This window comes from Streptomyces xinghaiensis S187, assembly GCF_000220705.2.
Taxonomy (GTDB): domain Bacteria; phylum Actinomycetota; class Actinomycetes; order Streptomycetales; family Streptomycetaceae; genus Streptomyces; species Streptomyces xinghaiensis.
Map to the genome: position 1 here is coordinate 2981818 of NZ_CP023202.1, position 23663 is coordinate 3005480.

21 protein-coding genes are annotated in these 23663 nt (G+C 73.4%); 7 read left to right on the forward strand and 14 right to left on the reverse strand.

Going from position 1 to position 23663, the window contains the following annotated elements; all coding sequences use genetic code 11:
* Positions 1–28: 28 nt before the first annotated feature.
* Genes SXIN_RS32140 through SXIN_RS12755 form a run of 8 tightly spaced genes read right to left on the reverse strand, consistent with a single transcriptional unit; the run spans position 29 to position 7410 of the window.
* Positions 29–2236, reverse strand: a complete 2208-nt coding sequence (locus SXIN_RS32140) for an NADH-quinone oxidoreductase subunit 5 family protein (RefSeq protein ID WP_238153747.1) — start codon at positions 2234–2236, stop codon at positions 29–31.
* Positions 2233–2637, reverse strand: a complete 405-nt coding sequence (gene nuoK / locus SXIN_RS12725) for an NADH-quinone oxidoreductase subunit NuoK (RefSeq protein WP_019707796.1) — start codon at positions 2635–2637, stop codon at positions 2233–2235. Before nuoK ends, SXIN_RS32140 begins: the two co-directional genes overlap by 4 nt.
* Entirely contained in the window at positions 2637–3383 is a 747-nt protein-coding gene (locus tag SXIN_RS12730; RefSeq protein ID WP_019707795.1) for an NADH-quinone oxidoreductase subunit J family protein, read from the reverse strand. The genes nuoK and SXIN_RS12730 overlap by 1 nt, the downstream gene beginning before the upstream one ends.
* Positions 3380–3991: a NuoI/complex I 23 kDa subunit family protein gene (locus SXIN_RS12735; RefSeq protein ID WP_095757001.1), complete on the reverse strand. Its 612-nt coding sequence runs from the start codon at positions 3989–3991 to the stop codon at positions 3380–3382. The genes SXIN_RS12730 and SXIN_RS12735 overlap by 4 nt, the downstream gene beginning before the upstream one ends.
* Positions 3991–4956, reverse strand: coding sequence for a complex I subunit 1/NuoH family protein (locus tag SXIN_RS12740; protein ID WP_019707793.1), 966 nt, complete (start codon positions 4954–4956; stop codon positions 3991–3993). Before SXIN_RS12740 ends, SXIN_RS12735 begins: the two co-directional genes overlap by 1 nt.
* On the reverse strand, positions 4953–6101 hold the full coding sequence (locus SXIN_RS12745; RefSeq protein ID WP_095757002.1) for an NADH-quinone oxidoreductase subunit C: 1149 nt from the start codon (positions 6099–6101) through the stop codon (positions 4953–4955). The genes SXIN_RS12740 and SXIN_RS12745 overlap by 4 nt, the downstream gene beginning before the upstream one ends.
* A complete protein-coding gene (locus SXIN_RS12750; RefSeq protein ID WP_238153748.1) occupies positions 6098–7009 on the reverse strand; it encodes an NADH-quinone oxidoreductase subunit B in 912 nt (303 codons plus the stop codon). Before SXIN_RS12750 ends, SXIN_RS12745 begins: the two co-directional genes overlap by 4 nt.
* On the reverse strand, positions 7000–7410 hold the full coding sequence (locus SXIN_RS12755) for an NADH-quinone oxidoreductase subunit A (RefSeq protein ID WP_019707791.1): 411 nt from the start codon (positions 7408–7410) through the stop codon (positions 7000–7002). Before SXIN_RS12755 ends, SXIN_RS12750 begins: the two co-directional genes overlap by 10 nt.
* Positions 7411–7672: 262 nt before the next feature.
* Between SXIN_RS12755 and SXIN_RS12760 the strand changes: the two genes are divergently transcribed.
* The 6 genes from SXIN_RS12760 (at position 7673) to rarD (ending at position 16339) form a co-directional block, all read left to right on the forward strand.
* Complete coding sequence (locus SXIN_RS12760) at positions 7673–8905, forward strand: sensor histidine kinase (RefSeq protein WP_095757003.1); 1233 nt, start codon at positions 7673–7675, stop codon at positions 8903–8905.
* A gap of 309 nt (positions 8906–9214) precedes the next feature.
* Positions 9215–10552, forward strand: coding sequence for a sensor histidine kinase (locus tag SXIN_RS12765; protein WP_095757004.1), 1338 nt, complete (start codon positions 9215–9217; stop codon positions 10550–10552).
* Positions 10553–10770: 218 nt separating this feature from the next.
* Positions 10771–11430 (forward strand): response regulator transcription factor, encoded by a 660-nt coding sequence (locus SXIN_RS12770; protein WP_039820580.1) that lies wholly within the window; start codon positions 10771–10773, stop codon positions 11428–11430.
* A 555-nt stretch (positions 11431–11985) separates the two neighbouring features.
* Positions 11986–13929 carry a 2-oxoacid:acceptor oxidoreductase subunit alpha gene (locus SXIN_RS12775; protein WP_019707788.1) on the forward strand — a complete coding sequence of 648 codons (1944 nt, stop codon included), beginning with the start codon at positions 11986–11988 and terminating at the stop codon, positions 13927–13929.
* Positions 13922–15061 (forward strand): 2-oxoacid:ferredoxin oxidoreductase subunit beta, encoded by a 1140-nt coding sequence (locus SXIN_RS12780; RefSeq protein WP_019707787.1) that lies wholly within the window; start codon positions 13922–13924, stop codon positions 15059–15061. Before SXIN_RS12775 ends, SXIN_RS12780 begins: the two co-directional genes overlap by 8 nt.
* 183 nt (positions 15062–15244) lie before the next feature.
* Positions 15245–16339 carry an EamA family transporter RarD gene (rarD, locus tag SXIN_RS12785; RefSeq protein WP_192883583.1) on the forward strand — a complete coding sequence of 365 codons (1095 nt, stop codon included), beginning with the start codon at positions 15245–15247 and terminating at the stop codon, positions 16337–16339.
* A 75-nt stretch (positions 16340–16414) separates the two neighbouring features.
* Here the strand turns inward: rarD and SXIN_RS12790 are convergent, their stop codons facing one another.
* The 3 genes from SXIN_RS12790 to SXIN_RS12800 all read right to left on the reverse strand — a co-directional run bounded on the left by SXIN_RS12790 (position 16415) and on the right by SXIN_RS12800 (position 18319).
* Positions 16415–16825, reverse strand: coding sequence for an ester cyclase (locus SXIN_RS12790; RefSeq protein WP_039820576.1), 411 nt, complete (start codon positions 16823–16825; stop codon positions 16415–16417).
* Positions 16826–16903: 78 nt separating this feature from the next.
* On the reverse strand, positions 16904–17494 hold the full coding sequence (locus SXIN_RS12795) for a Uma2 family endonuclease (RefSeq protein WP_019707784.1): 591 nt from the start codon (positions 17492–17494) through the stop codon (positions 16904–16906).
* 162 nt (positions 17495–17656) lie between these two features.
* Entirely contained in the window at positions 17657–18319 is a 663-nt protein-coding gene (locus tag SXIN_RS12800; protein ID WP_019707783.1) for an alpha-ketoglutarate-dependent dioxygenase AlkB family protein, read from the reverse strand.
* 457 nt (positions 18320–18776) lie between these two features.
* On the opposite strand from SXIN_RS12800, the gene SXIN_RS12805 reads away from it, so the two are divergent.
* Positions 18777–20153, forward strand: coding sequence for a M28 family peptidase (locus tag SXIN_RS12805; protein ID WP_095757006.1), 1377 nt, complete (start codon positions 18777–18779; stop codon positions 20151–20153).
* Between the two features lie 138 nt (positions 20154–20291).
* Here SXIN_RS12805 and SXIN_RS12810 read toward each other — a convergent pair whose 3' ends face one another.
* From SXIN_RS12810 to SXIN_RS12820, 3 genes are all read right to left on the reverse strand, one after another.
* Positions 20292–21362, reverse strand: a complete 1071-nt coding sequence (locus tag SXIN_RS12810; protein ID WP_420341046.1) for a sulfite exporter TauE/SafE family protein — start codon at positions 21360–21362, stop codon at positions 20292–20294.
* Complete coding sequence (locus tag SXIN_RS12815; RefSeq protein WP_019707781.1) at positions 21359–21955, reverse strand: rhodanese-like domain-containing protein; 597 nt, start codon at positions 21953–21955, stop codon at positions 21359–21361. The genes SXIN_RS12810 and SXIN_RS12815 overlap by 4 nt, the downstream gene beginning before the upstream one ends.
* Before the next feature lie 275 nt (positions 21956–22230).
* The gene (locus SXIN_RS12820; protein WP_019707780.1) at positions 22231–23619 is read right to left on the reverse strand and encodes an MBL fold metallo-hydrolase; all 1389 of its coding nucleotides are present in this window, start codon (positions 23617–23619) and stop codon (positions 22231–22233) included.
* Positions 23620–23663 lie beyond the last annotated feature (44 nt).

Consider the following 23663-nt stretch of genomic DNA (forward strand, 5'->3'; position numbering starts at 1 on the left):
CGGTGTCATTGAGCAGGCCACTCACGGGTCACGCTCCGGTTCCGGTGGCGACGAGGACGGCGGCTACGGCCAGGACGACGGAGCCCGCGAGCAGGGCGCCCAGATAGGTCTGCACATTGCCGGTCTGGGCACGGCGGACGGCGGCGCCCAGGAGGCCCGGTCCGGCGGCGGCACCGCGGACGTAGGTCTCGACGACCTCGCGGTCGAGGAAGTTCACCAGGCGTGCGGCGGCGCGGACGGGGCGGACGAAGACCGCGGAGTAGAGCCGGTCGAGGTGGAAGCCGGCGGCGGCGTGCCGGTGCAGCGGGCCGAGGAGGAGCCGTCCGGGGTCGGCCGGGTCGGGGGCGGAGGCGATGTCCCCGTAGGCCGGTTCGTGGGTGGCGATGGCCTCCGCCTCGGAGCGGGCGGGCTCCCCGGTCCCGGGGTGCGCGGGCACGGCCGCCGCCGGGAAGGGGCGGACCGCCGGGCGGGCCAGTGCCGTGGTGTGCCGCCAGGTGGCGTAGGTGAGGAGGATGCCGACGAGGGCGAGACCGGTGCCGAGGACGGAGGTGACCAGGGTCGGGGCGAGCGAGTCGCCGTCGAACCAGCGGGGCAGCCACCCCACGGCGGCGCCGAGCCCGGCCGCGGGGAGGAACAGCACCCAGAGCACGGCGTTCATGACCACGGGCGTGGGGCCGTGGTGCGGGGTATTGGGCGTGAGACCGGGGGCGCCGGCCGCACCGGGCTCCCCGGCCGGGCCGGCGCCGGCCGGTGCGGAGCGCGCGTCCTCGCCGTCGTCCGGGACGGTGGCCGCGGCCGGCTCCGTACTCCGGCCGGCGGCCGGTGTGGTTCCCGGGGCCGCGGCCGGAGCGGCGTCCGGAACGGCGTCCGGAGCGGCGGACGCGCGGGCGCCGGGGACGCCCATGAGGAGCCAGAGACGGGTGGCGTAGGCGGCGGTGAGGAGGGCGGTGAGCAGGCCGGCGGCGAGCACGATCCAGCCCGCGGCGGCCGGGATGCCCGGGGAGTCGCCGAGGGCGGTGTGCTCGGCGGCGCCCAGCACCGCCTCCTTGGAGAAGAAGCCGCTGAACGGCGGGACGGCGGCCAGGGCCAGCAGGGCGACCGTCATCGTCCAGAAGGCGTCGGGCGCACGCCGGCGCAGCTCCGGCATCCGGGACATGGCGGCGAGCGAGTTGGTCCCGGCGACGTGGATGAGCACGCCCGCGCCGAGGAAGAGGAGGGCCTTGAACGCTCCGTGGGTGAGGAGGTGGAAGACGGCGGCACCGCGCTCGCCGACGGCCAGGGCCCCGGTCATATAGCCGAGCTGGCCCAGGGTGGAGTAGGCGAGGACGCGTTTGATGTCGTCCTGGGCGAGGGCGGCGAGCGCGGAGCCGGCCATCGTCACGGCGGCCATCAGCCCGAGGACGACGAGCGCGACGGCGGAGGAGGTGAAGACCGGCAGCAGCCGGGCGACGAAGTAGACACCGGCGGCGACCATCGTCGCGGCGTGGATCAGCGCGGAGACCGGCGTGGGGCCGGCCATCGCGTCGGGCAGCCAGGTGTGGAGCGGGAACTGCGCGGACTTGCCCGCCACGCCCGCGAGCAGCAGCAGCGCGATCAGGGTGGGATGGGCGAGCCCGTCACCGGAGGAGGCCGCGGTGAGGACGCCGCTGATGCGGAAGGTGCCGGCCTCGTCGGCGAGCGCGAACAGGCCGATGAGGAGGGGCACGTCACCGAGCTTGGTGACGAGGAACGCCTTGAGGGAGGCGGCGCGGGCTGCCTCCGTCTCCCAGTAGTGGCCGACCAGGAAGTACGAGCAGATGCCCATGATTTCCCAGCCGACCAGCAGCACCATCAGATCGCCGGAGTAGACGACGAGCAGCATCGCGGCGGTGAAGAGGGAGACCAGGGCGGCGTAGGAGGCGTAGCGGGGGTCGTCCCGGAGGTAGCCGGTCGAGTAGAGCTGCACGCAGGTGGCGACGGTGCCGACGAGCACGGCGACCAGCACCGCGAACCCGTCCAGGTGCAGGGCGAGATCGATCGGGACGGATCCGGTGGGCGTCAGCCGGGTCCCGGCGTCCAGGGCCTCGCCGCCGCCCTGGCGCACGGCGGTGAACCCGGCCAGGATCGCGGCCGCGAGGGTCGGCAGCACGGCGAGGGGCCGCACGAAGCCGGGGGCCCGCCGGCCGGTGAGCAGGATCGCCGCGGCGCCGAGGAACGGCAGGAGGGGGACGAGGACGGCAAGGGTCGTGGTCGTCACGCGGCGGCCTCTGCCTTCTGTTCCGGTGCCTGCTGGGTGCCGTCCGCCGCCGCGGCGGTGGTCCCGTCCGGGCCGGTGTCCGGGCCGCGTCCGCCGGGTTCGGCGGTGTCCCGGAGCCGGTCGATGTCGGAGCTTCCCCGGTTGCGGTACACGAGGAGGACGATGGCGAGGCCGATGCCGATCTCGGCGGCGGCGATGGTGATGGTGAAGAGGGTCAGCGCCTGCCCGGCGTGCAGGGTGTCGCGGAGCCAGACGTCGAAGGCGACCAGGTTGAGGTTGACGGCGTTGAGCATCAGCTCGACCGACATGAGGACCAGGATCGCGTTGCGCCGGGCGAGGACGCCGTAGAGGCCGGTGCAGAAGAGGAGGGCGGCCAGCACGGCGGGATAGGCGAGATGCATCAGCCCTGCTCCTTGTCGTCCCGGTCGCCGTTCCGGCCGGTGCCGCTCCCGTTCCCGGCGCTGCCGCCGCGCGTGCCGCCGGCGCTGCTTCCGGCACCGCCGCCGCGGCCGGTGGTGTTTCCGGACCGGCCCGGGGGCGGTGTGCCGGGGCCGGCCGGCGGAGTGGCCGGGGTGCCGTTTCTGCGGGAGAGGACGATCGCCCCGACGAGGGCGGCGAGCAGCAGCACGGACAGCGCCTCGAACGGCAGCACCCAGTGGCTGAACAGCATCCGGCCGGAGGCCTCCGTGCTGCCCCGCGCGGGCCCGTCCAGGTCGATCCAGGTGGTGCGGAAGGCGTCCACGACCACCCAGACCAGGGTCACCGCGGCCACCGACGCAACCGCCAGCGCGACCGGGCGGTTGCCCGAATCCGCGTCCGGGGAGCGGCCGATGGGCGCCCTGGTCAGCATCAGCCCGAAGAGCAGCAGGACCACCACCGAGCCCACGTAGATCAGCACCTGCACCCAGGCGATGAACTCGGCCGTCAGCAGCAGGTACTCGACGGCCAGTCCGCCGAGCGCCACGACCAGCCAGAGCGCGGCGTGCACCAGTTGCCGGGTGGTGACGGTGACGACCGCAGCGCCCAGGGTGACCAGGCCAACCAGCAGGAAGGCGATCTCCACACCGGAGGTCGACAGAAAGCCCCGGGTCTGCTCGGAGGCGGCCAGGGTTCCGGCGGCGAGGAGCGCCGGACCGGTCCCGGTCATGCGCCGCCCTCCCGCCGCTGCTCCGGCTGCTCCGGCCCGCCCGGCTGCTGTCCGCCCGCCGCCTGCTCGGCCTCGGCCGCCTGCTCGGCCGCCGCGATCTTGTCGGCGGTCTTGCGGGCCGCCGCGATCTCCTTCGGCTCCTCGGCCGCCGCGTCGAGCGCGGGCGGGGCGGGCACCGTCCACATCCACTCGCGGAGCTTGTCGCGCTCGTGGGTGAGTTCGAGAATGTCGGTCTCGGCGTACTCGAACTCCGGTGACCAGAACAGCGCGTCGAAGGGGCAGACCTCGATGCAGATGCCGCAGTACATGCAGAGCGCGAAGTCGATGGCGAACCGGTCGAGCACATTGCGGCTGCGTTCGCGCCCGCCCGGCGCGGCCGGGGGCACCGTCTCCTTGTGCGAGTCGATGTAGATGCACCAGTCCGGGCACTCCCGGGCGCAGAGCATGCAGACCGTGCAGTTCTCCTCGAACAGCCCGATCACACCGCGCGAGCGCGGCGGCAGTTCGGGCTGCACATCCGGGTAACGGGCGGTGTGCGCGCGCCGCGTCATCGTCCGCAGCGTCACGGCCAGCCCCTTGGCGAGGCCGCTGCCCGGCATGGGGGACATCAGGAAATCACCACCTTGACGACACCGGTGAGCGCGATCTGCGTGAGCGCGAGCGGGACGAGCACGGTCCAGGCGAGCTTCTGCAACTGGTCCTCGCGGAGCCTCGGGTAGCTGACCCGCAGCCAGATGACGACGAACGCGAGCAGCCCGGTCTTGAGCAGGGTCCAGACCCAGCCGAGTCCGTCGGCCGCGAACGGCCCGTGCCAGCCGCCGAGGAAGAGCACGGCGGTCAGCGCGCAGAGCACGACGATCCCCGCGTACTCGGCGAGCAGGAACAGCGCGAAGCGCAGACCGGTGTACTCGGTGTACGCGCCGAAGATGATCTCGGAGTCGGCCACCGGCATGTCGAACGGCGGCCGCTGCAGCTCCGCGAGCCCGGCCGTGAAGAAGACCAGCGCGCCGGTGATCTGCCACGGCACCCACCACCACTGGAAGCCGTCCACGATGCCGGTGAGCGACACCGTCCCGGCGGCCATCGCCACGGAGGCGGCGGCCAGCAGCATCGGCAGCTCGTACGCCAGCAGCTGGGCGGCCGTGCGGAGGCCACCGAGCAGCGAGAACTTGTTCGCCGACGCCCAGCCGCCCATCAGTGAGCCGAGCACGCCGACGCCCAGCACCGCCAGCACGAAGAAGATGCCCGCGTCCAGGGACTGGCCGACGGCGTCCCCCGGGCCGACCGGGATGGCGACCAGCACCAGCAGATACGGCAGCAGCGCGACGGCGGGCGCGAGCTGGAAGACGCGCCGGTCGGCCCGCGCCGGGACGATGTCCTCCTTCTGCGCGAACTTGACGCCGTCCGCCACCAGTTGGGCCCAGCCGTGGAAGCCGCCCGCGTACATCGGGCCGAGCCGGCCCTGCATATGGGCCATGACCTTGTGTTCGGTCTGGCCGACCACGAGCGGCAGGACGAGGAACGCCAGGAAGACCGCGAGCAGCCGCCATACGACGTCGAGCACGTCGCTCACGAGTCGCCTCCCGCGGAGTCGGAGCCGGAGTCGGAGCCGGAGTCCGCGTCGGAGCCGGAGTCCGTGTCAGGGCCGGAGTCCGTGTCGGAGCCGGAGTCCGCGTCGGGGCCGGGGTTGAGCCAGGGCGCGTCCGGGGAGCGCGGCGCCGGCTTCCGCCCGGCGGACTCCCCCGCCGGGCGCTTCCCGGCCGCGCGTCCGCTGTCGCCCGGGCCGCTGTCCTTCGGGCCGCTCCCGCGCGGGCCGCTCTCCGGCGTACCGGTGTCCCGGGCGGGCTCGTCCGTTCCCGTCGCGGGCGGGGCCGCCGCGCCGTCCGGGGGCGTTCCCTCCCGCTCCGCCGCCCGCTGGCTCGCGGAGCCGGCGCTCGCGCTGCGGGCCCGGCGCGGCCTGCGCTCGGCCGCGCCCGCCGGGGCGGCGGCGCCCGCCGCACCGGCCCGGCCCGCCGCACCGGCCGCCCGCGCACCGCGGGCGGCGCGGGTGGGCGCCGGGGGCAACTGGCCCTTCAAAGGGCCCCATTCGTTCGGGTCCGGCACGCCCGGCGGCAGCATCTGCCGCCGCTTGGGCCCGCCGTGCCCGGACTCGCCGGGCTCCTTGGCTCCCGGCCACGCCTTGGCGACCCGGGCCGCCAGGACGAAGTCCTTGCGCAGCGGGTGCCCCTCGAAGTTCTCGGGGAGCAGCAGCTTCTCCAGTCCGGGGTGGCCGGTGAAGCCGATGCCGAACATCTCGTGCGTCTCGCGCTCGTGCCAGGTCGCGCCCGCGTACACGCCGGAGGCGGTGGGCAGTTCGGCGGCGTCGTGCGGGACGGTCGTCCGGACGAGCAGCCGCCGCACGCCCGTTCCGGAGGCGGCGTCGGGCAGGGAGACGAGGTGCGCGGCCACCAGGAAGCCGGTGCCGGGCTCGTCCACGGCGCTCAGCCAGTCGAAGTACGTGCAGCGGAGCGCGTCCCGGGCGATCTCCAGGGCGAGCACCCAGGAGGCGGCCGGCACATCGACGGTGAGCAGGTCGTAGGCGTCCGAGGCCGTCGCCCCGGCACCGAACAGTTCTTCGGCGGCCCCGGGGAGCCAGCCGACGGGCGGCTGTCCGGCGGCGGTGCCGCCGTCGGCCTCGGCGGGCCCGTCGGCCTCGTCGGGCCGGTTCGGCTCGGTCATCGGTCGCCCTCCTCGGGGGCGGTCGGCGGCTTCGGCGCGCTGCCGGGGTGCCCGGGCCCGGCCGCCGGGCCCTCCTCCGCCGGGGACGCGGTGGACGGGCGGTCGGCAGGTGGCTCGGGCGGGGCGGCGCCGGCCGCGGTGCCGCCGCCGGAACGCGGTTCGCCGGCGGCCGTCTCGGCCGCCGCTGCCGCCGGGGTGGGCTCGTCCGCGGCGCCCGCTCCCGGGCCGGGGTCCGTACCGTCCCCCGCCGGGGCGGGCGGTGCCTGGACCGGTCCGCTGCGGAGCTGGGCCGCCGTGGGGCGGCGCCCGGCGGCCGGCCCGGTCCCGGGTCCGTACCGCTCGCCCAGCGACTCCCGCGCGATCTTCTCCTGGAGCTTGAGGATGCCCTGGAGCAGCGCCTCCGGCCGGGGCGGGCAGCCGGGGACGTAGACGTCGACGGGGATGATCTGGTCCACGCCCTTCGTCACCGAGTACGAGTCCCAGTACGGGCCGCCGCAGTTGGAGCAGGCGCCGAAGGAGATGACGTACTTCGGCTCGGGCATCTGTTCGTACAACCGGCGGACCGCGGGCGCCATCTTGTCGGTGACCGTGCCGGAGACCACCATCAGGTCGGCCTGGCGCGGGCCGGGCGCGAAGGGGATGACGCCGAGCCGGATGAAGTCGTGCCGGGCCATCGACGCGGCGATGAACTCGATCGCGCAGCAGGCGAGTCCGAAGTTGAAGACCCAGAGGCTGTAGCGGCGGCCCCAGTTGAGGACCACCTTCATCGGCTCGGGCGCGAGCCGGGAGAGCACGCCGAGACGGCGCGGCTCCGGCAGGAACTCGGGGCCGGCGGAGGCTCCTTGACCGGCGGGGCCACCGTGCTGGGCGGGGCCGCCGGGGCCGCCGGCCGTGTTCGTCACGTCCATTCCAGGACGCCCTTCTTCCAGGCGTACAGCAGGCCGACGGCGAGGAAGCCGAGGAAGACGAACATCTCCACCAGCGTGACGCCGCCGAAGCCCGGCGCGGCGAAGACCGTCGCCCACGGAAACAGGAAGATCGAGTCCACGGCGAAGATCACGTACAGGAAGGCGTAGACGTAGTAGCGGACCTGGGTGTGCGCCCAGCCCTCGCCCACGGGGTCGACCCCGCACTCGTACGTCAGCAGCTTCTCCGGTGTGGGCACCACCGGCCGGAGCAACCGCCCGGCCGTGAACGCCACGACGACGAAGAGCACCCCGACGGCGGCGAGCACGCCGACGACCGCGTAGCCCTCGAAGTAATCCGCCGCCAACTGGACAGGTGCCGTGCGTACGGTCGGCTCCAGCACGTCCGCCCCTCGTTACTCGGCTGCGTTCTCTCCACGTCGTCCGAACGTCTTCCCGACGCCGTCCACACTCTCTTCACGACGTCCGCACGGGCGCCCTCCCGGCCGTCCGTCCGACGATCTGTACGCAGGGAGTCTAGGCCCTGCCCGCCCGCGTGTGAGCAGCCCGTACCGCACCTGGTGGGGGAACGGTGGGGTTGTCCCCACCCCCGGCCCCCGGGCGTCCCCATGGCGCGGGCCCCGCCCCCTCCGGCAGGCTGAGCGCATGACCGACACTTCCGCTGCCCGCGCCACCCGCCGCCCCGGGCCGCGGGGAGGAGGCGCGGACGGGACGGGCCGGGCCCCGGAAGACCGCGAGCGGCTCGCGTCGCCCGGCTTCGCTTACGGGGCGCAGACCTGGCGGGAGATCGCGCATCTCCTCGCCAATCTGCCGCTGGGTGTCGCGGGGTTCGCCTATGTGTCGGTGTGGCTGTACGCGGGCGCGGCGCTCTCCGTGACGGTGATCGGTCTGCCGGTGCTGGCCCTCGGGCTTCTGGGGGCACGCCAGTTCGGCAAGCTGGAGCGGGCCCGCGCACGGGTACTGCTGGCCCTGCCGGTCGAGGAGCCGAGCCCCATCCGGGGCCGCGCGCACGGCGGTTTCTTCCCCTGGCTGTGGAGCAGCCTGAAGGACCCGGTGGGCTGGCGGACCGTGCTGTACTCGCTGATCAGGCTGCCGTGGGGGGTGCTCACCTTCACCGTGACCCTCGTCTCGCTCTTCGCCGCCTGGCCCGTGCTGGGGTGGACGGCGCGGGCGCTGACGCACGGTGACCGGGCGATGGTGCGGGGGCTGCTGTCGCCCTCGGACGAACTGGAGCGGCGCATCGCCGAGCTGGAGTCGGGCCGGGGGACGGTGGTGGACACGGCCGCCGCCGACCTGCGCCGCATCGAACGCGACCTGCACGACGGAGCACAGGCCCGCCTCGTCGCCCTCGCCATGGACCTCGGCCTCGCCAAAGAAAAACTCCTCGAAGACCCCCAAGCCGCCGCCAAAATGGTCGACGAAGCCCACGGCGAAGTGAAAACCGCCCTCCGCGAACTCCGCGACCTCGCCCGCGGCATCCACCCCGCCATCCTCACCGACCGCGGACTCGGCCCCGCCCTCTCCCACCTCGCCGCCCGCTGCACCGTCCCCGTCACCGTCACCACCGACCTCCCCCACCGCCCCGCACCCGCCATCGAAGGCATCGCCTACTTCACCGTCTCCGAACTCCTCCAGAACATCAGCAAACACAGCGGGGCGCGGACGGCCCGGGTGGAGATGTGGCGGAGCGGCGACCGGCTGCTGGTCCAGGTGCGGGACGACGGCAAGGGCGGCGCGAGCCCGGACGGGGGCAGCGGCCTGACCGGGCTGGCGGAGCGGCTGGAGGCGGTGGACGGGCTGTTCGTCCTGGACTCGCCGCCGGGCGGGCCGACCACGGTGACGGCCGAACTGCCGTGGCGCGAGCGGCCTGCGAGCTGAGCACGCCCGGCCCGCCACGGGCCGGCGGTTCCCTTCCGGCCTCCCGCCCCTCCGGCCCGCTCCGGCCTGCTCCGGACCGCTCGGCTCCGGCCCGCTCCGGACCGGCGGCCGCGGCGCTCCCCCGGCCACCTCCTCACCCGTCTCCCCCGGCCCGCCTCTCCCCCGCCGGTGGGGAAAACCCCACCCGCGGACGCCGACCCGCTCCATGGCCCCGCCGGCCCCCGCCGCCGCAGCATGGAACCACCCCCACCCGGCGGACCGCGCGGCACCGGCCCCGCGGCCACCACGGCAGAACGGACGGACGACACCATGGCCACCGCGTACGACGCATCGGAGACCCGCGTCCGCAGGCTGCCGGCGGCGCTGCGCGCGCCGCTGGAGGGCCGGACCTGGCGCGAATTCCTCTATCTGCTGCTCAATCTGCCGATGGCGCTGGTGATGTTCGTCTTCGCGGTCTCGATGACGGCCACCGGTCTCGGGCTGCTCGTCACCTTCCTCGGCGTTCCCGTGCTCGCCGCCGCCCTGGCCGGCTGCCGGGCGCTGGGCGCGGTGGAGCGCGGCCGGGCGCGGATGCTGCTGGACCTGGACGTCGGGGCGCCGGCGCCGGTGCGTCCGGAGGCTCCCGGGATGTTCGCGTGGGTCGGGGCGCTCCTCAAGAGCGGGGTCTCCTGGCGGCATCTGCTCTACGCCGTGGTGCACTTCCCGTGGGCGGTGTTCGGCTTCTCCGTCGCGGTCTCCCTGTGGACGTCCGGCTGGTCGCTGCTGCTCTACCCGCTCTGGTTCCCGTTCCTGCCGGACGGCGCCGGTCCGTCGGGTATCCAGCTCTACGGCGACGGGCGCGGCACCACCTTCTATCTCGACACCCCGTTCGAAATCCTGCTGACGGGCGCCGCCGGTTTGCTGGTCGTTCTGGCGACGCCGTGGGTGTTCCGCGGGATGACGATGGTGGACCGGGGGCTGGTCGCCGGTCTGCTGGGGCCCTCGCGGCTGGCCGCCCGGGTCTCGGAGCTGGAGTCGGGGCGGGGGACGGTGGTGGACACGGCCGCCGCCGACCTGCGCCGCATCGAACGCGACCTGCACGACGGAGCACAGGCCCGCCTCGTCGCCCTCGCCATGGACCTCGGCCTCGCCAAAGAAAAACTCCTCGAAGACCCCCAAGCCGCCGCCAAAATGGTCGACGAAGCCCACGGCGAAGTGAAAACCGCCCTCCGCGAACTCCGCGACCTCGCCCGCGGCATCCACCCCGCCATCCTCACCGACCGCGGACTCGGCCCCGCCCTCTCCCACCTCGCCGCCCGCTGCACCGTCCCCGTCACCGTCACCACCGACCTCCCCCACCGCCCCGCACCCGCCATCGAAGGCATCGCCTACTTCACCGTCTCCGAACTCCTCCAGAACATCAGCAAACACAGCGGAGCCCGCCGGGCCACCGTCGACATCTGGCGCGCCGGCGACCGGCTGATGCTGCAGGTCTCCGACGACGGGGCCGGCGGCGCGACGGCGGCCATGAGCGCCGACGGTCCGGCTCCGGGGACGGGACTGGCCGGGCTGGCGGAGCGGGTCGAGGCGGTGGACGGGGTCCTCGCCGTGGACTCCCCCGCCGGCCGCGGCACCGTGGTCACCGCCGAGCTGCCCTGGAGGGACTGACCGGCGCGGGGCCCGCCGCGGCGGTGTTCCCCGTCCCGGCGGCGTTCCGTCCCGGCGGCCCCGCCCCCTCGGCTCCGTGTCCGGCCGGCGACAGCCGCGCGCCGGTATCCGATACCTGGGATGCTGGTGCCGACCGTCGGGGGATCGCGGAGCTGGGGGACGAGGACGTGAACGACAGGGACAGCACGGCACGGACACGGGAGCGGGAGAACACCGGGGTGCGCGTGGTCATCGCCGAGGACTCGGTCCTCCTGCGGGAGGGCCTGACCCGGCTGCTCACCGACCGGGGCCACGAGGTCGTCGCCGGGGTGGGGGACGCGGAGGCACTGCTCAAGGTCATCGGGGAGCTGGCGGCCGACGGGGCGCTGCCGGACGTGGTGGTCGCCGACGTGCGGATGCCGCCCACCCACACCGACGAGGGCGTGCGGGCGGCGGTGCGGCTCCGCCGCGAGCACCCGGGGGTCGGGGTGCTGGTGCTGTCGCAGTACGTGGAGGAGCAGTACGCGACCGAGCTGCTGGCGGCGAGCAGCCGGGGCGTCGGCTATCTGCTCAAGGACCGGGTCGCCGAGGTGCGGGAGTTCGTCGACGCGGTGGTGCGCGTCGCCGCCGGCGGCACCGCCCTGGACCCGGAGGTCGTCGCCCAGCTCCTGGGCCGCAGCCGCAAGCAGGACGTGCTGGCGAACCTCACCCCGCGCGAGCGGGAGGTGCTGGGGCTGATGGCCGAGGGACGGACGAATTCGGCCATCGCGCGCCAGTTGGTGGTGAGCGACGGCGCGGTGGAGAAGCATGTGAGCAACATCTTCCTGAAGCTCGGCCTCTCACCGAGTGACGGGGATCACCGCCGGGTGCTGGCGGTGCTCACCTATCTGAAGTCCTGACCGCATCCCGGAGAGGCCTTCGCGGCGCGGGCCGCGCCGTGCACAGGCGTACGGCCGCACGGGCGCGCGGGCCCCGGCCGAGCCCTTCGGGCGGCCGCCGGGCGGCCCCTCCGCCCCGCCGGTCCGGCCGCCCGGCGGGGGCGGAAGAGAGGCGGTCACCGGAGTGTTGGACCATGGGCCGGGCGGGGCGTCGCAACGGTTCGCCCGAGCCGCGGCCCCGGGTGCCGGCGAGTACCGCCGGAAGGCCGGTCCGCGGGAACCCCGGCGGGGGACGGAACGGGCCGGGAACGGCCGCGGGAAGCACGAAGAGGGACCGAGGCGGGAGAGAAAGGAGAGGCGGAGGCAGCCGGCCATGAGCACCACCGGAGAACGCCCGGAAAGGCACGGGGGAATGGCGGAAATGACCGATGCTGACCTCTCATGTCCGTCTCATAATCATGTCCACCATATGAACTATCCAGGGAAGGCCACCCTTACCGACGTAGAGTGGCCAGCGGGACGGCCGGCCGACGTGTCCGGATCCCGGAGTCGCCGCCTCAAGGGAGGTCCAGTTCAGTGACCAGCCAGGTCAGTAGCCCAGCCGAGCAGGACGGCGGGGCAGCCGCCGGGGACCGCGCGGCCGGCGCCGCGCCCGGCGCGCCGGGCAAGGAAGTCCACCGCCTCGACCGTGTGATCATCCGCTTCGCGGGTGACTCGGGCGACGGCATGCAGCTGACGGGTGACCGCTTCACCTCGGAGACCGCCTCCTTCGGCAACGACCTCTCCACGCTGCCCAACTTCCCCGCCGAGATCCGCGCCCCCGCCGGCACCCTGCCCGGCGTCTCCAGCTTCCAGCTGCACTTCGCCGACCACGACATCCTCACCCCGGGTGACGCGCCGAACGTCCTGGTCGCGATGAACCCGGCCGCGCTCAAGGCCAACCTCGCCGACCTGCCGCACGGCGCGGAGATCATCGTCAACACCGACGAGTTCACCAAGCGCGCCATGGCCAAGGTCGGCTACGCCGCCAGCCCGCTGGACGACGGCTCCCTGGAGGCGTACCGGGTGCACCCGGTGCCGCTGACCACCCTGACCGTCGAGGCCCTGAAGGGCTACGACCTCTCCCGCAAGGACGCCGGCCGCTCCAAGAACATGTTCGCGCTGGGCCTGCTGTCGTGGATGTACCACCGGCCGACCGAGGGCACCGAACGCTTCCTGCGCAGCAAGTTCGCCAAGAAGCCGGAGATCGCCGAGGCGAACGTCGCGGCCTTCCGCGCGGGCTGGAACTTCGGCGAGACCACCGAGGACTTCGCGGTCTCCTACGAGGTGGCCCCGGCCGCCGCCGCGTTCCCCGCCGGCACGTACCGCAACATCTCCGGCAACCTCGCGCTGTCCTACGGGCTGATCGCCGCGTCTCAGCAGGCGGACCTCCCGCTCTACCTGGGCTCGTACCCGATCACCCCGGCCTCGGACATCCTGCACGAGCTGTCCAAGCACAAGAACTTCGGTGTGCGCACCTTCCAGGCCGAGGACGAGATCGCCGCCATCGGCGCGGCGCTCGGTGCGGCCTTCGGCGGGGCGCTGGCGGTGACCACCACCTCCGGCCCCGGGGTCGCGCTCAAGTCCGAGACCATCGGGCTCGCCGTCTCCCTGGAACTGCCGCTGCTGGTCGTGGACATCCAGCGCGGCGGCCCCTCCACCGGCCTGCCCACCAAGACCGAGCAGGCCGACCTGCTGCAGGCCATGTACGGCCGCAACGGCGAGGCTCCGGTGCCGGTCGTCGCCCCGGCGACCCCGGCGGACTGCTTCGACGCCGCGATCGACGCCGCCCGGATCGCGCTCGCCTACCGCACCCCGGTCTTCCTGCTCTCCGACGGGTACCTCGCCAACGGCTCCGAGCCCTGGCGCATTCCCGAGGTCGAGGACCTGCCCGATCTGACCGTGCGCTTCGCCTCCGGCCCCAACCACGAACTGGCCGACGGCACCGAGGTGTTCTGGCCCTACAAGCGCGACCCGCACACCCTCGCGCGCCCCTGGGTCGTTCCCGGCACCCCCGGTCTCGAACACCGCATCGGCGGCATCGAGAAGCAGGACGGCACAGGCAACATCTCCTACGACCCGGCCAACCACGACTTCATGGTCCGCACCCGCCAGGCCAAGATCGACGGCATCGAGGTCCCGGACCTCCTGGTCGACGACCCGTCCGGTGAGGCGAAGGTGCTGGTCCTGGGCTGGGGCTCGACCTACGGCCCCGTCACGGCCGCGGTGCGCCGCGTCCGCGCCGGGGGCCGTTCCGTCGCCCAGGCCCATCTGCGCCATCTCAACCCCTTCCCGCGGAATCTGGGCGAGGTGCTGAAGCGGTACGACCGGGTGGTCGTACCGGAGATGAACCTCGGCCAGCTCGCCGCCCTGCTGCGGGCGAAGTACCTGGTCGACGCCCGCTCGTACAACCAGGTGAACGGAATGCCGTTCAAGGCCGAGCAGCTCGCCGGCGTGGTCAAGGAGGCCATCGATGACTGAGACAGCGACGGAGGGGAGCACCGCGGGGGCGGCGAACGGCAGGTCCGCCACCCCGTTCGAGGCGCTCTCCCTGGTGCCCCGCGCCGAGGCCCCGCAGTCGATGAAGGACTTCAAGTCGGACCAGGAGGTCCGCTGGTGCCCCGGCTGCGGTGACTACGCCGTACTGGCCGCCGTGCAGGGCTTCATGCCCGAGCTGGGGCTGGCCAAGGAGAACATCGTCTTCGTCTCCGGCATCGGCTGCTCCTCCCGCTTCCCGTACTACATGAACACCTACGGGATGCACTCGATCCACGGCCGCGCGCCCGCGATCGCGACCGGTCTCGCCTCCTCCCGGCGCGACCTGTCCGTCTGGGTCGTCACCGGCGACGGCGACGCGCTCTCCATCGGCGGCAACCACCTCATCCACGCGCTGCGCCGCAACGTCAACCTCAAGATCCTGCTCTTCAACAACCGGATCTACGGGCTGACCAAGGGCCAGTACAGCCCGACCTCCGAGCTCGGCAAGATCACGAAGTCGACGCCGATGGGCTCGCTGGACGCGCCCTTCAACCCGGTGTCGCTCGCGATCGGCGCCGAGGCGTCCTTCGTCGCCCGCACGGTCGACTCCGACCGCAAGCACCTCACCGAGGTGCTGCGCCAGGCCGCCGCCCACCCCGGCACCGCGCTGGTGGAGATCTACCAGAACTGCAACATCTTCAACGACGGCGCCTTCGAGGTACTCAAGGACAAGCAGCAGGCGAAGGAAGCCGTCATCCGCCTCGAACACGGCCGGCCGATCCGCTTCGGCCTCCCGTGGAGCGAGGAGGAGGGCGGCGACGGCCTCGGCTCCAAGGGCGTCGTCCGCGACCAGGCCACCGGCGACCTCCTGGTCGTCGACGTGACGGCCGAGAACGCCGCCGCCGTCCTGGTCCACGACGCCCACGCCACGTCCCCGACCACGGCCTTCGCCCTCTCCCGGCTGGCCGACGCGGACACCCTGCACCACACGCCCATCGGCGTGCTGCGCAGCGTCGAGCGCCCGGTCTACGACACCCTCATGGCCGACCAGCTGGAGGCCGCCGTGGAGCGCCACGGCAAGGGCGACCTGTCCGCCCTCCTGCACGGCAACGACACCTGGACGGTCGCGGGCTGACCCGCCCGCCCCGAACCGGGCTCCGAGGCAAGGGCCGCTGCCCCCGGGCAGCGGCCCTTGCCCGTGCCGGGCCCCGCCTCTCTCGTCATGACCATGGAGCGATACGGACATGACAGGTACCCCCCGGCGGCGTTACCGTCGTTGCTGTCGCCGTGCCGCCCCAGGAGGAACCCCTTGAAGCCGATGAGCGAGCACCGGACCGGGCTGGTCTACGGATTCGCCGCCTACGGGATCTGGGGCCTCTTCCCGCTCTACTGGCCGCTGCTGGAACCCGCCGACGCGGTGGAGATCCTGGCGCACCGCATGGTGTGGTCGCTGGCCGTGGTCGGGCTCGTGCTGCTGGTGCTGCGCCGCTGGTCCTGGCTGCGTCCGCTGCTGCGGCAGCCCCGGCGGATCGGGCTGATCGCCCTGGGCGCCACTCTGATCTCGGCCAACTGGGGCCTGTACATCTGGAGCGTCAACTCCGGCCATGTCGTCGAGGCCGCCCTCGGCTACTTCATCAACCCCCTGGTCAGCATCGCCTTCGGGGTCCTGCTGCTGCGCGAGCGGCTGCGGCCCGCGCAGTGGTCGGCCGTCGGCATCGGCGCCGTCGCGGTGCTCGTGCTCACCCTCGGCTACGGCGAACTGCCGTGGATCGCCCTCTCGCTGGCCCTGTCCTTCGCTCTCTACGGCCTGGTCAAGAAGCACGTGGGGCTGGACGGCCTGGAGTCCCTGGCCGCCGAGACCTCCCTGCAGTTCCTGCCGGCCCTGGGCTTCCTGCTCTTCCTGGGCTCGCGTGGCGAGAGCACCTTCACCACCGAGGGCACCGGGCACGCCGTGCTCCTCATCAGCGCCGGCGCGGTCACCGCGCTCCCGCTGGTCTGCTTCGGCGGCGCCGCCGTCCGGCTGCCGCTGTCCACGATCGGCCTGCTGCAGTACCTGACCCCGCTCACCCAGTTCGTCCTGGGTGTCGCCGTCTTCCACGAGGAGATGCCGCCGGAGCGCTGGGCCGGCTTCTCCCTGGTCTGGCTGGCCCTGTCCCTGCTGACCTGGGACGCGCTCCGCACCGCGCACCGGACCCGGGGCGACCTCCGCCGGGCGGGCGCCGCGGCGGCGGAGAAGGCCGCGGCCGAGGCGGCGGCCGCCGTGGAGGCGGCGGAGAGGACGGGCACCGGGCCAGGCACCGGACCCGGCGGCGCGGACCGCCCCCGTACGGATCTCCCCCTGGCGGGCCCCGTCACCGAGACCGAGGCGGCGGCCGCCGCCCGCGCGGAGGGCCCGGGTACCACGGGTTCCTGAGCCGTCCGGATGGCGGGCCGGGAACGGCGGACCCGGGACGCCCGCGGCCTCGTACGGGCGGGCGGAGGGGGCCCGTCAGCCGCCGAGCGCGCCGAGCCGGGTCATCATGCCGAGGACGTCGGAGACCACCCAGTACTCGGCGAAGCGGCGCCCCTCGGCGCGGAAGATGTCGTGGCCGGTGAAGCTGATACGGGTGCCGGGCGGGGCAGTGGTGCCGGGGATTCCGCCCTGGTAGGTGCCGTGGAAGGTCCAGCGGGCGGCGAGCCGGTCCCCGTCGATGACCGGGCCGACGTCGAGGGTGGTGTTGATGTCACCGAAGAGGGCGTGGGACTGGCGGATCGCTTCGACGGCACCGTCCGGGCCGTGTACCTCGCGGTCGGGCCAGTGGCCGGTGAAGCCGGGGGTCAGGATCTCGGGCGCCAGGTCGTAGTCGCCGCCCCAGAGGTCCTGCAGCCAGTGCCGGTAGAGCTGTTCGAGATGGTCCATGCAGCCCAGTCTGCGGCGGACGGAGGGCCGCGTCACCCCGGGAGACATCACCGGGGCGGGACACTCCGGCCCCTCAGCTCAGTCCTCCAGGTCGTCCAGCAGGGCCGCGACGTCCAGGTCCACCGGGAACGCCCCGCCGACCTCGACGCTCTGCTTGCCGGTGACGCGCTGGACCTCGCGGTAGGCGTCCCCGGAGAGCTCGTGCACCAGCACGGCCGGCTCCGGTTCGAGCTCGATCCGCCAGTAGGCGGGCACCTTGGCCTGGGCATAGAGGGCGGGCTTGAGGATGCGGTCGGCCGCGCGGCTGTGCGGTGTGACGATCTCCGCCAGCAGCAGCACGGCCTCCAGGGGAACCGCGACCGTGTCCCGCCGGACGGCCGACCGGTCCACCACCACGATGTCGGGGATGAACAGCCGGGACTCGCCGATCACGATGGACGCCGCGGCAAGGAGAAAAGGGGCCCCGGCGGCGGCGATCGCGTCATCGATACCGCGTGCGAGACACTGGGAAGCAATCTGGTGCGCCAAGCCGGGCGCCGGAGACATCATCAGCGCACCGTCCACCAGCTCATAGCGGGCGCGTGCCGGATGCTCGGGGAGGGCGAGGACGTCTTCCACGGTCCAGGGACCTTCGTGGTCGTCCACGCACTTGTGCTTCATGACGCTCATCGAGTCGTCACCGCCTCCTCCTCGCGCGTCCCGGCAGCGGCATCCATGCGGTCTGTATCCCGCCGAGTCTCGGCCTCCGCTGCATACCTGCGAGGGAGGATGCGGATGGGACCCCCGGACGGGCTAACGCAGTCAGCAGCGGCTTGACCGCGGGCAGTCTGCTCAGTCCACGGGGAGGCCCGTTTCGCGGAGGGTGATGTTGAGGCGGCCGGTGAGGCCGAGGGCCGGGTCGGCGGTGCCCGGCAGGGTCTTCGGGACGGCGTGGTAGGCGTAGCGGGAGGGGCCGCCGAAGACGAAGAGGTCGCCGGAGGCCAGTTCGAGGTCGGTGTACGGCCTGGTGCGGGTCTCGGTGTTGCCGAAGCGGAAGACGCAGGTGTCGCCGAGGGAGAGGGAGACGACGGGGGCGGCGGAGCGTTCGTCCTTGTCCTGGTGCATGCCCATGCGGGCCGCGCCGTCGTAGAAGTTGACCAGCGCGGTGTCGGGGGCGTACGCGGCACCGGCCGCCGGGTCCCCGTAGGCCTCGGCCACGGCGCGGCGGCCCAGTTCGGCCAGCCACTCCGGCAGTTCCGCGACCCGGCCGCCGCCCGCGTCCACGGCGGTGCGGGTGTAGCGGTACGGGGACCAGTGCCAGCCCAGGCAGACCGTCTGCACGGACATCACGCCGCCGCGCGGCAGCCGGGTGTGCCGGATCGGCACCGGGCCGCGGGCCCACGCGCGGCAGGCGGCGACCAGACGGCGCTGCGCGGCCGGGTCCAGCCAGCCGGGCACATGGACCGCACCGGGCGCGATCTCCCGGCGGGCGGGCGGGAAGAGGGCGTCGGTCATGCGGGGGGCCTCACCGTTTCCGTCCCTGTCCTTTGCCTCTGCTCCGGGCTGTTCCTGCCGACGGCAGCCCGCAACTCGTTCTGCGGCTCGGCGGCTCCGCCACCGGCGACCCTAGGCGGCGGGGCGGGACGGCCGCATCCCGGATTCCGGGGCGGCCGGCACCCGGGGGCCCGGCCCTCTTCTCCCCTCGCCTCCCCCGGGCACGGCCCGTCGACCGGCCCCACTGCCCGACTGCCCGACGCCGGGGTGCGTCCGTGCGGGTGTCCGTGCGAGTGTCCGATTTCCGAACGCCCCAGTCCGGATTGCGTCTTGACGGGACAGTGGCGCGGAGCCGAACATCATGCCCACGTCAATCGAACGTTCAGCTGAACCTCCCGCCCCGCGCCCACCCAGCGCGGGGCGGCCCGCGCGATCCGTCATCCAACCGTTCGCACCCACGTCCGGAAACGGAGCCCCCATGCGCCTCACTCCCCCGCACCGCGAGCACCGCCCCGCCCGAAGACCACGTCCGCGGCCCCGCCGGGCCTCCACGGCCGCCCTCGCCACCGCCGCCGCCGTCGCGCTGCTCGCCCCGGCCGCCGTCGCGTCGGCCGCGTCCGCCGCGGAGTCCTCACCCCGGGCCGCCGCCGCGGCCCCGGACATCCCGCTCTCCGCCGTCAAGGCGCACCTCTCCGATCTGCAGTCGATAGCCTCCGCCAACGGCGGCAACCGCGCCCACGGCCGGCCCGGCTACAAGGCCGCCGTCGACCACATCAAGGCGAAGCTGGACGCCGCCGGGTACACCACCACCGTCCAGCAGTTCACTTCGAACGGCTCCACCGGCTACAACCTCATCGCCGACTGGCCCGGCGGCGACACCGGGAACGTCCTCATGGCCGGAGCCCACCTCGACTCCGTGAGCAGCGGCCCCGGGATGAACGACAACGGCTCCGGTTCGGCCGCCGTCCTGGAGACCGCGCTCGCCGTGGCGCGCGAGGGCCACCAGCCGGACCGGCACCTGCGGTTCGGCTGGTGGGGTGCGGAGGAGCTGGGCCTGGTCGGCTCCAACCACTACGTGCGCAACCTGACGAGCACCCAGCGGTCCGCGATCGGCGGCTACCTCAACTTCGACATGATCGCCTCGCCGAACCCCGGCTACTTCGTCTACGACGACGACCCGGCCATCGAGAAGGTCTTCAAGGACTTCTTCGCGGCCAAGGGCGTGCCGACGGAGATCGAGACCGAGGGCGACGGCCGCTCCGACCACGCCTCGTTCAAGAACTACGGCATCCCGGTCGGCGGTCTGTTCACCGGCGCGAGCCGCACCAAGTCGTCGGCGCAGGCGCAGAAGTGGGGCGGCACGGCCGGGCGGGCGTTCGACAGCTGCTACCACTCGTCCTGCGACACCCTGGCGAACGTCGACGACACCGCCCTGGACCGCAACAGCGACGCCCTCGCCCACGCCGTCTGGACGCTCGGCGCGGACGGCGGCGGCGGTACGGACCCGTCCGTCGTCTACGAGAACACCGAGGACGTCGCCATCCCCGACGGCACCTCGGAGGCGGTCTCCCCCGTGGCCGTGGCCGACCGTACGGGCAGCGCCCCGGCGGCGCTCAGGATCGGGGTCGACATCAAGCACAGCTACCGGGGCGATCTGGTGATCGATCTGCTGGCTCCGGACGGCACCGCGTACCGGCTGAAGGACTCCAGCAGCTGGGACGGCGCCGACGATGTGATCGCCACCTACACGGCCGACGTCTCCGGCGAGACGGCGAACGGCACCTGGAAGCTGCGGGTCCGGGACGTGTACCGCCAGGACAGCGGCTACATCGACAGCTGGAAGCTCACCTTCTGAGCCGAGCGGCGCGCAATCACCGGCCGGGCTCCGCCCCCGGCACACACGAGCCCGCGGTGGCACGGTACGCACCGTGCCACCGCGGGCTGTGCCGCGCCGGGGGCGGCCGGGTTCCGTCCGGAGAGCGGGCCGGAGGGGTCAGGCCCGGTGCGAGCCGGTGCTCCCGGCCCGCTGCCGCTCGCGCCGCCGGGCCTCGGCGGCACCGGCACCGGCGCCGCTCTCGCCGTCGTCGGTCCCCTTACCCTCCGCGCCGGGCTTCGCGTCCTCCGCGGCCCGCGCGGCCTTGGCGTCCTCCCGTGCCGCGATGTCGCGCTCCGCCGGGCAGCCGGGGCCGTCCTGGCCGAGGGCGGCACCCCCGGCACCGGCCGCGCAGCTCTTGCGCCGGATTCCGAAGATCAGGAACGCCGCCAGGACGGCGACCACGGCCCAGGTGACCGGGCTGGTCAGCACGGTCTCACGGAGGTCCGCGCTGACCTGCTGGCCGAGGACGAAGACGCCCATGACGACCACGAACCAGCCGAAGCCCTTGCGGAGCGTGTCCTGCGGGATGCGTCCCGCGACCCGTCCGCCGACCAGGCTGCCGACCACGGCCGCGGCGGTGACGATGCCCGCCAGGCCCCAGTCGATCTGCACGCTGGAGAGGTAGCCCGCCAGTCCCGCGAAGGACTTCATGGAGATCACCAGCAGCGAGGTGCCCACGGCGACGCCCATCGGGAGCCCGCCCAGCAGGGCCAGGGCCGGGACGATGAGGAAGCCGCCGCCGGCGCCGACGAGGCCGGTGACCAGGCCGACGACCACACCGTCCACCAGGACGTGCAGGACCGGCATCTCCTCGTGCTTGCTCTTGAGCTCCTTCTTGCGGCCCTTGAGCATGGCGACCGCCGTGGCGAGCATCATCAGGGCGAAGGCGATGAGCAGCACGGTCCCGGGGATGAACTCGGCCAGCCGGCCGCCCGCGTAGGCACCGGTCATACCCGCCACACCGAACAGCAGTCCGGTACGCCAGCGGACCCGGCCCGCACGGGCGTGCGAGACCAGACCGGCGAGCGAGGTGACGCCGACGACCAGCAGCGAGGTGGCGATGGCCTCCTTCGCGTCCATGCCGGCCAGGTAGATCAGGATCGGGACGGTCAGGATGGAGCCGCCGCCGCCGAGGATGCCGAGGCTGATCCCGATCAGCAGCGATCCGGCGATGACAAGTGCTATCACGCGCGGTCACCCCGCAATGACTGGATGACGGTCTTGAGGTCCGTCTTCGGTCCGCGGTTGTAGGGGAGCTTCGAGAGCATCATCCCCATGGCGCAGGTGTTGCTGAGCGCCGCGAAGGTCAGGCCCGCGCCGACGAAGGTGCCGACGAGGTGCCAGCCCGGGAGGAAGATCCCGGCGATGCCGCTGATCAGGACGATCGATCCGGCGACCAGCCGGACCTGGCGCTCCAGGTCCCAGCGGTCGGCTCCGCGCTTGACGTCGCCTCCCGCGGTCTCCCAGGCGACCATGCCGCCGTCGAGCACCCGGAGGTTGGGCAGGCCGGCCTCGGCCAGCGCCTGCTCGGCCTGGGCCGCGCGGCCGCCGGAGCGGCAGATCAGCACGACGTCCTCGTCCAGGTGCGACAGCAGCTCCTGGCGGTGCTCCTTGAGGGTGTCGAGCGGGACGTTGTAGGAGCCGGGGATGTGGACGCTCTGGAACTCGCCCGGAGTCCGAACATCCAGCAGGCGGGGGCCTCCGCCGTCCCGGATCAGCGCCTGCAGGGCGCCCGGACCGAGCTTCGCGGTGGTGGTGTCGCCCGTGGAGTTGGGGCTCATATCTGGATCCTCACTGTTTCGGGGGCGTGGGTGCACTGGGGATGCACCGGGTCATTGGGGTGGTGACCAGTGGTCTCGGGTCTCCGGAGGTCTTCCGGGAGCGGGCACCCGGCCCCGGGGGAGCCGGGTGCCCGCCGGCGGCTCGCCGGTAACGGGGGCCTGCGAGCCGGGCGGGCTCCGGCGGCGGTGTCGTCAGGGCAGGACATCTCCGCCGCCGGCGCCCGGTACGGGCCGCGCCCCGGGGGGACGGGCGCGGACCGCGCTGGGGGCCCCGGTCAGGAACGGGCCGCGGGCTCGGGCAGCAGCAGCCAGGCGCCGTAGCCGCCGAGCAGGTCGGAGACGTCCTCACGGCCGGCGTGCCGCAGCAGGCTGGCGCCGATGGAGGAGCGGTGTCCGCCCGCGCAGTGGACGACGACCGGGCGGTCCGCCGGGATCTCGTCCTGCCGCTTGGCCAGCTCGGCCAGCGGGATGTGCAGGGAGCCCTCGATGTGGCCCTCCTCGCGCTCGCCGCCGCCGCGCACGTCCACGACCACCGGTGCCTGCTCGGAGGCGAGCACCGTGCGGAGCTCGTCCGCCGTGACCCGGCTGGCCTGGGTCATCTCCGCGGCCAGGCCGGGGAAGACGCCGTCGGGGTCGCGCAGGTAGCCGGCCACGTGGTCGAAGCCGATCCGGGCGAGCCGGGTGACGAGCTCCTCCTCGCGGTCCTCCGGGGCGACGACGATGATCTCCGCGTCCGGGGCGACCACGGAGCCCGCCTGCTCGGCGAAGCGGCCGTCGGCCGGGACGTTGACGGAGCCGCGCAGGTGACCCGCGGCGAACTCCTGCGGGTCGCGGCCGTCGACGATCACCGCACCCGCGTCCCGGCGGGCCAGGAACTCCTCCACGGAAAGGGAGGGCGCCGTGGTGCTCGGGTCGAACAGCTCGTGCGACTTGCGGTTGAGGATCGCGTCGTAGACGAAGTAGCCGGGGGCGGAGGGCTGGCCCGCAGTGACCACGGCCAGGAACTGGTCCTCGTCCATCGGGGCGCAGGCGTAGTTGGTGGCGCGCTGCTCGCCGATGGTGGACTGCCGCTGGGTGGAGAGGTTCTTGCCGCAGGCGGAGCCGGCGCCGTGGGCCGGGAAGACCCGCACCTCGTCCGGGAGCGCCATCAGCTTGTTGTGGACGCTGTCGTAGAGCATCCGGCCGAGCTCGTCGGCGGTGACGCCGATGGAGGCCAGCAGGTCGGGGCGGCCGACGTCGCCGATGAAGAGCGCGTCACCGGTGAGGACGCCGTAGGGCACCTCGTCGCCGGCGTGCTCGTAGACCAGGACGCTGACGGACTCCGGGGTGTGGCCGGGGGTCTCCATGATCTGGAGGGTCACGTCACCGAGGCCGATGCGCTCGCCGTCGGTCAGCTTGCGGCTCTCGTACTCGGTCTCCGCGCGCTGCCCGTAGCCGATCCAGGCGCCGGTGCGGTCGGCGAGCTCCAGGTGGCCGGCGATGAAGTCGGCGTGGAAGTGGGTGTTGATGACGCCCACGATGGTGAAGCCGCGGTCCTGCGCGTCGGCCACGTACTCGGTGACGTCGCGGCGGGGGTCGACGACGACGGCCTTGCCGGTGGTCTCGTCGGCGATCATGTACGAGGCCTGGGAGAGGCAGTCGAGGTAGTACTGGGCGAAGAACATGCGGAGCCTCCGTGTCGGGATCTCTCAGAACTCTCTCATACCCT

Bases quoted from the DNA above. Each gene is read 5' to 3' on its own strand.
- nuoK (WP_019707796.1), bottom strand. From the start codon at position 2,637: ATGCATCTCGCCTATCCCGCCGTGCTGGCCGCCCTCCTCTTCTGCACC.
- SXIN_RS12800 (WP_019707783.1), bottom strand. From the start codon at position 18,319: ATGACCGACGCCCTCTTCCCGCCCGCCCGCCGGGAGATCGCGCCCGGT.
- SXIN_RS12820 (WP_019707780.1), bottom strand. From the start codon at position 23,619: ATGTTCTTCGCCCAGTACTACCTCGACTGCCTCTCCCAGGCCTCGTAC.
- SXIN_RS12780 (WP_019707787.1), top strand. From the start codon at position 13,922: ATGACTGAGACAGCGACGGAGGGGAGCACCGCGGGGGCGGCGAACGGC.
- SXIN_RS12815 (WP_019707781.1), bottom strand. From the start codon at position 21,955: ATGAGCCCCAACTCCACGGGCGACACCACCACCGCGAAGCTCGGTCCG.
- SXIN_RS12795 (WP_019707784.1), bottom strand. From the start codon at position 17,494: ATGAGCGTCATGAAGCACAAGTGCGTGGACGACCACGAAGGTCCCTGG.
- SXIN_RS12765 (WP_095757004.1), top strand. From the start codon at position 9,215: ATGGCCACCGCGTACGACGCATCGGAGACCCGCGTCCGCAGGCTGCCG.
- SXIN_RS12790 (WP_039820576.1), bottom strand. From the start codon at position 16,825: ATGGACCATCTCGAACAGCTCTACCGGCACTGGCTGCAGGACCTCTGG.
- SXIN_RS12805 (WP_095757006.1), top strand. From the start codon at position 18,777: ATGCGCCTCACTCCCCCGCACCGCGAGCACCGCCCCGCCCGAAGACCA.
- SXIN_RS12730 (WP_019707795.1), bottom strand. From the start codon at position 3,383: ATGACCGGGACCGGTCCGGCGCTCCTCGCCGCCGGAACCCTGGCCGCC.
- SXIN_RS12745 (WP_095757002.1), bottom strand. From the start codon at position 6,101: ATGACCGAGCCGAACCGGCCCGACGAGGCCGACGGGCCCGCCGAGGCC.
- SXIN_RS12760 (WP_095757003.1), top strand. From the start codon at position 7,673: ATGACCGACACTTCCGCTGCCCGCGCCACCCGCCGCCCCGGGCCGCGG.
- rarD (WP_192883583.1), top strand. From the start codon at position 15,245: ATGAGCGAGCACCGGACCGGGCTGGTCTACGGATTCGCCGCCTACGGG.
- SXIN_RS12750 (WP_238153748.1), bottom strand. From the start codon at position 7,009: ATGGACGTGACGAACACGGCCGGCGGCCCCGGCGGCCCCGCCCAGCAC.
- SXIN_RS12735 (WP_095757001.1), bottom strand. From the start codon at position 3,991: ATGTCCCCCATGCCGGGCAGCGGCCTCGCCAAGGGGCTGGCCGTGACG.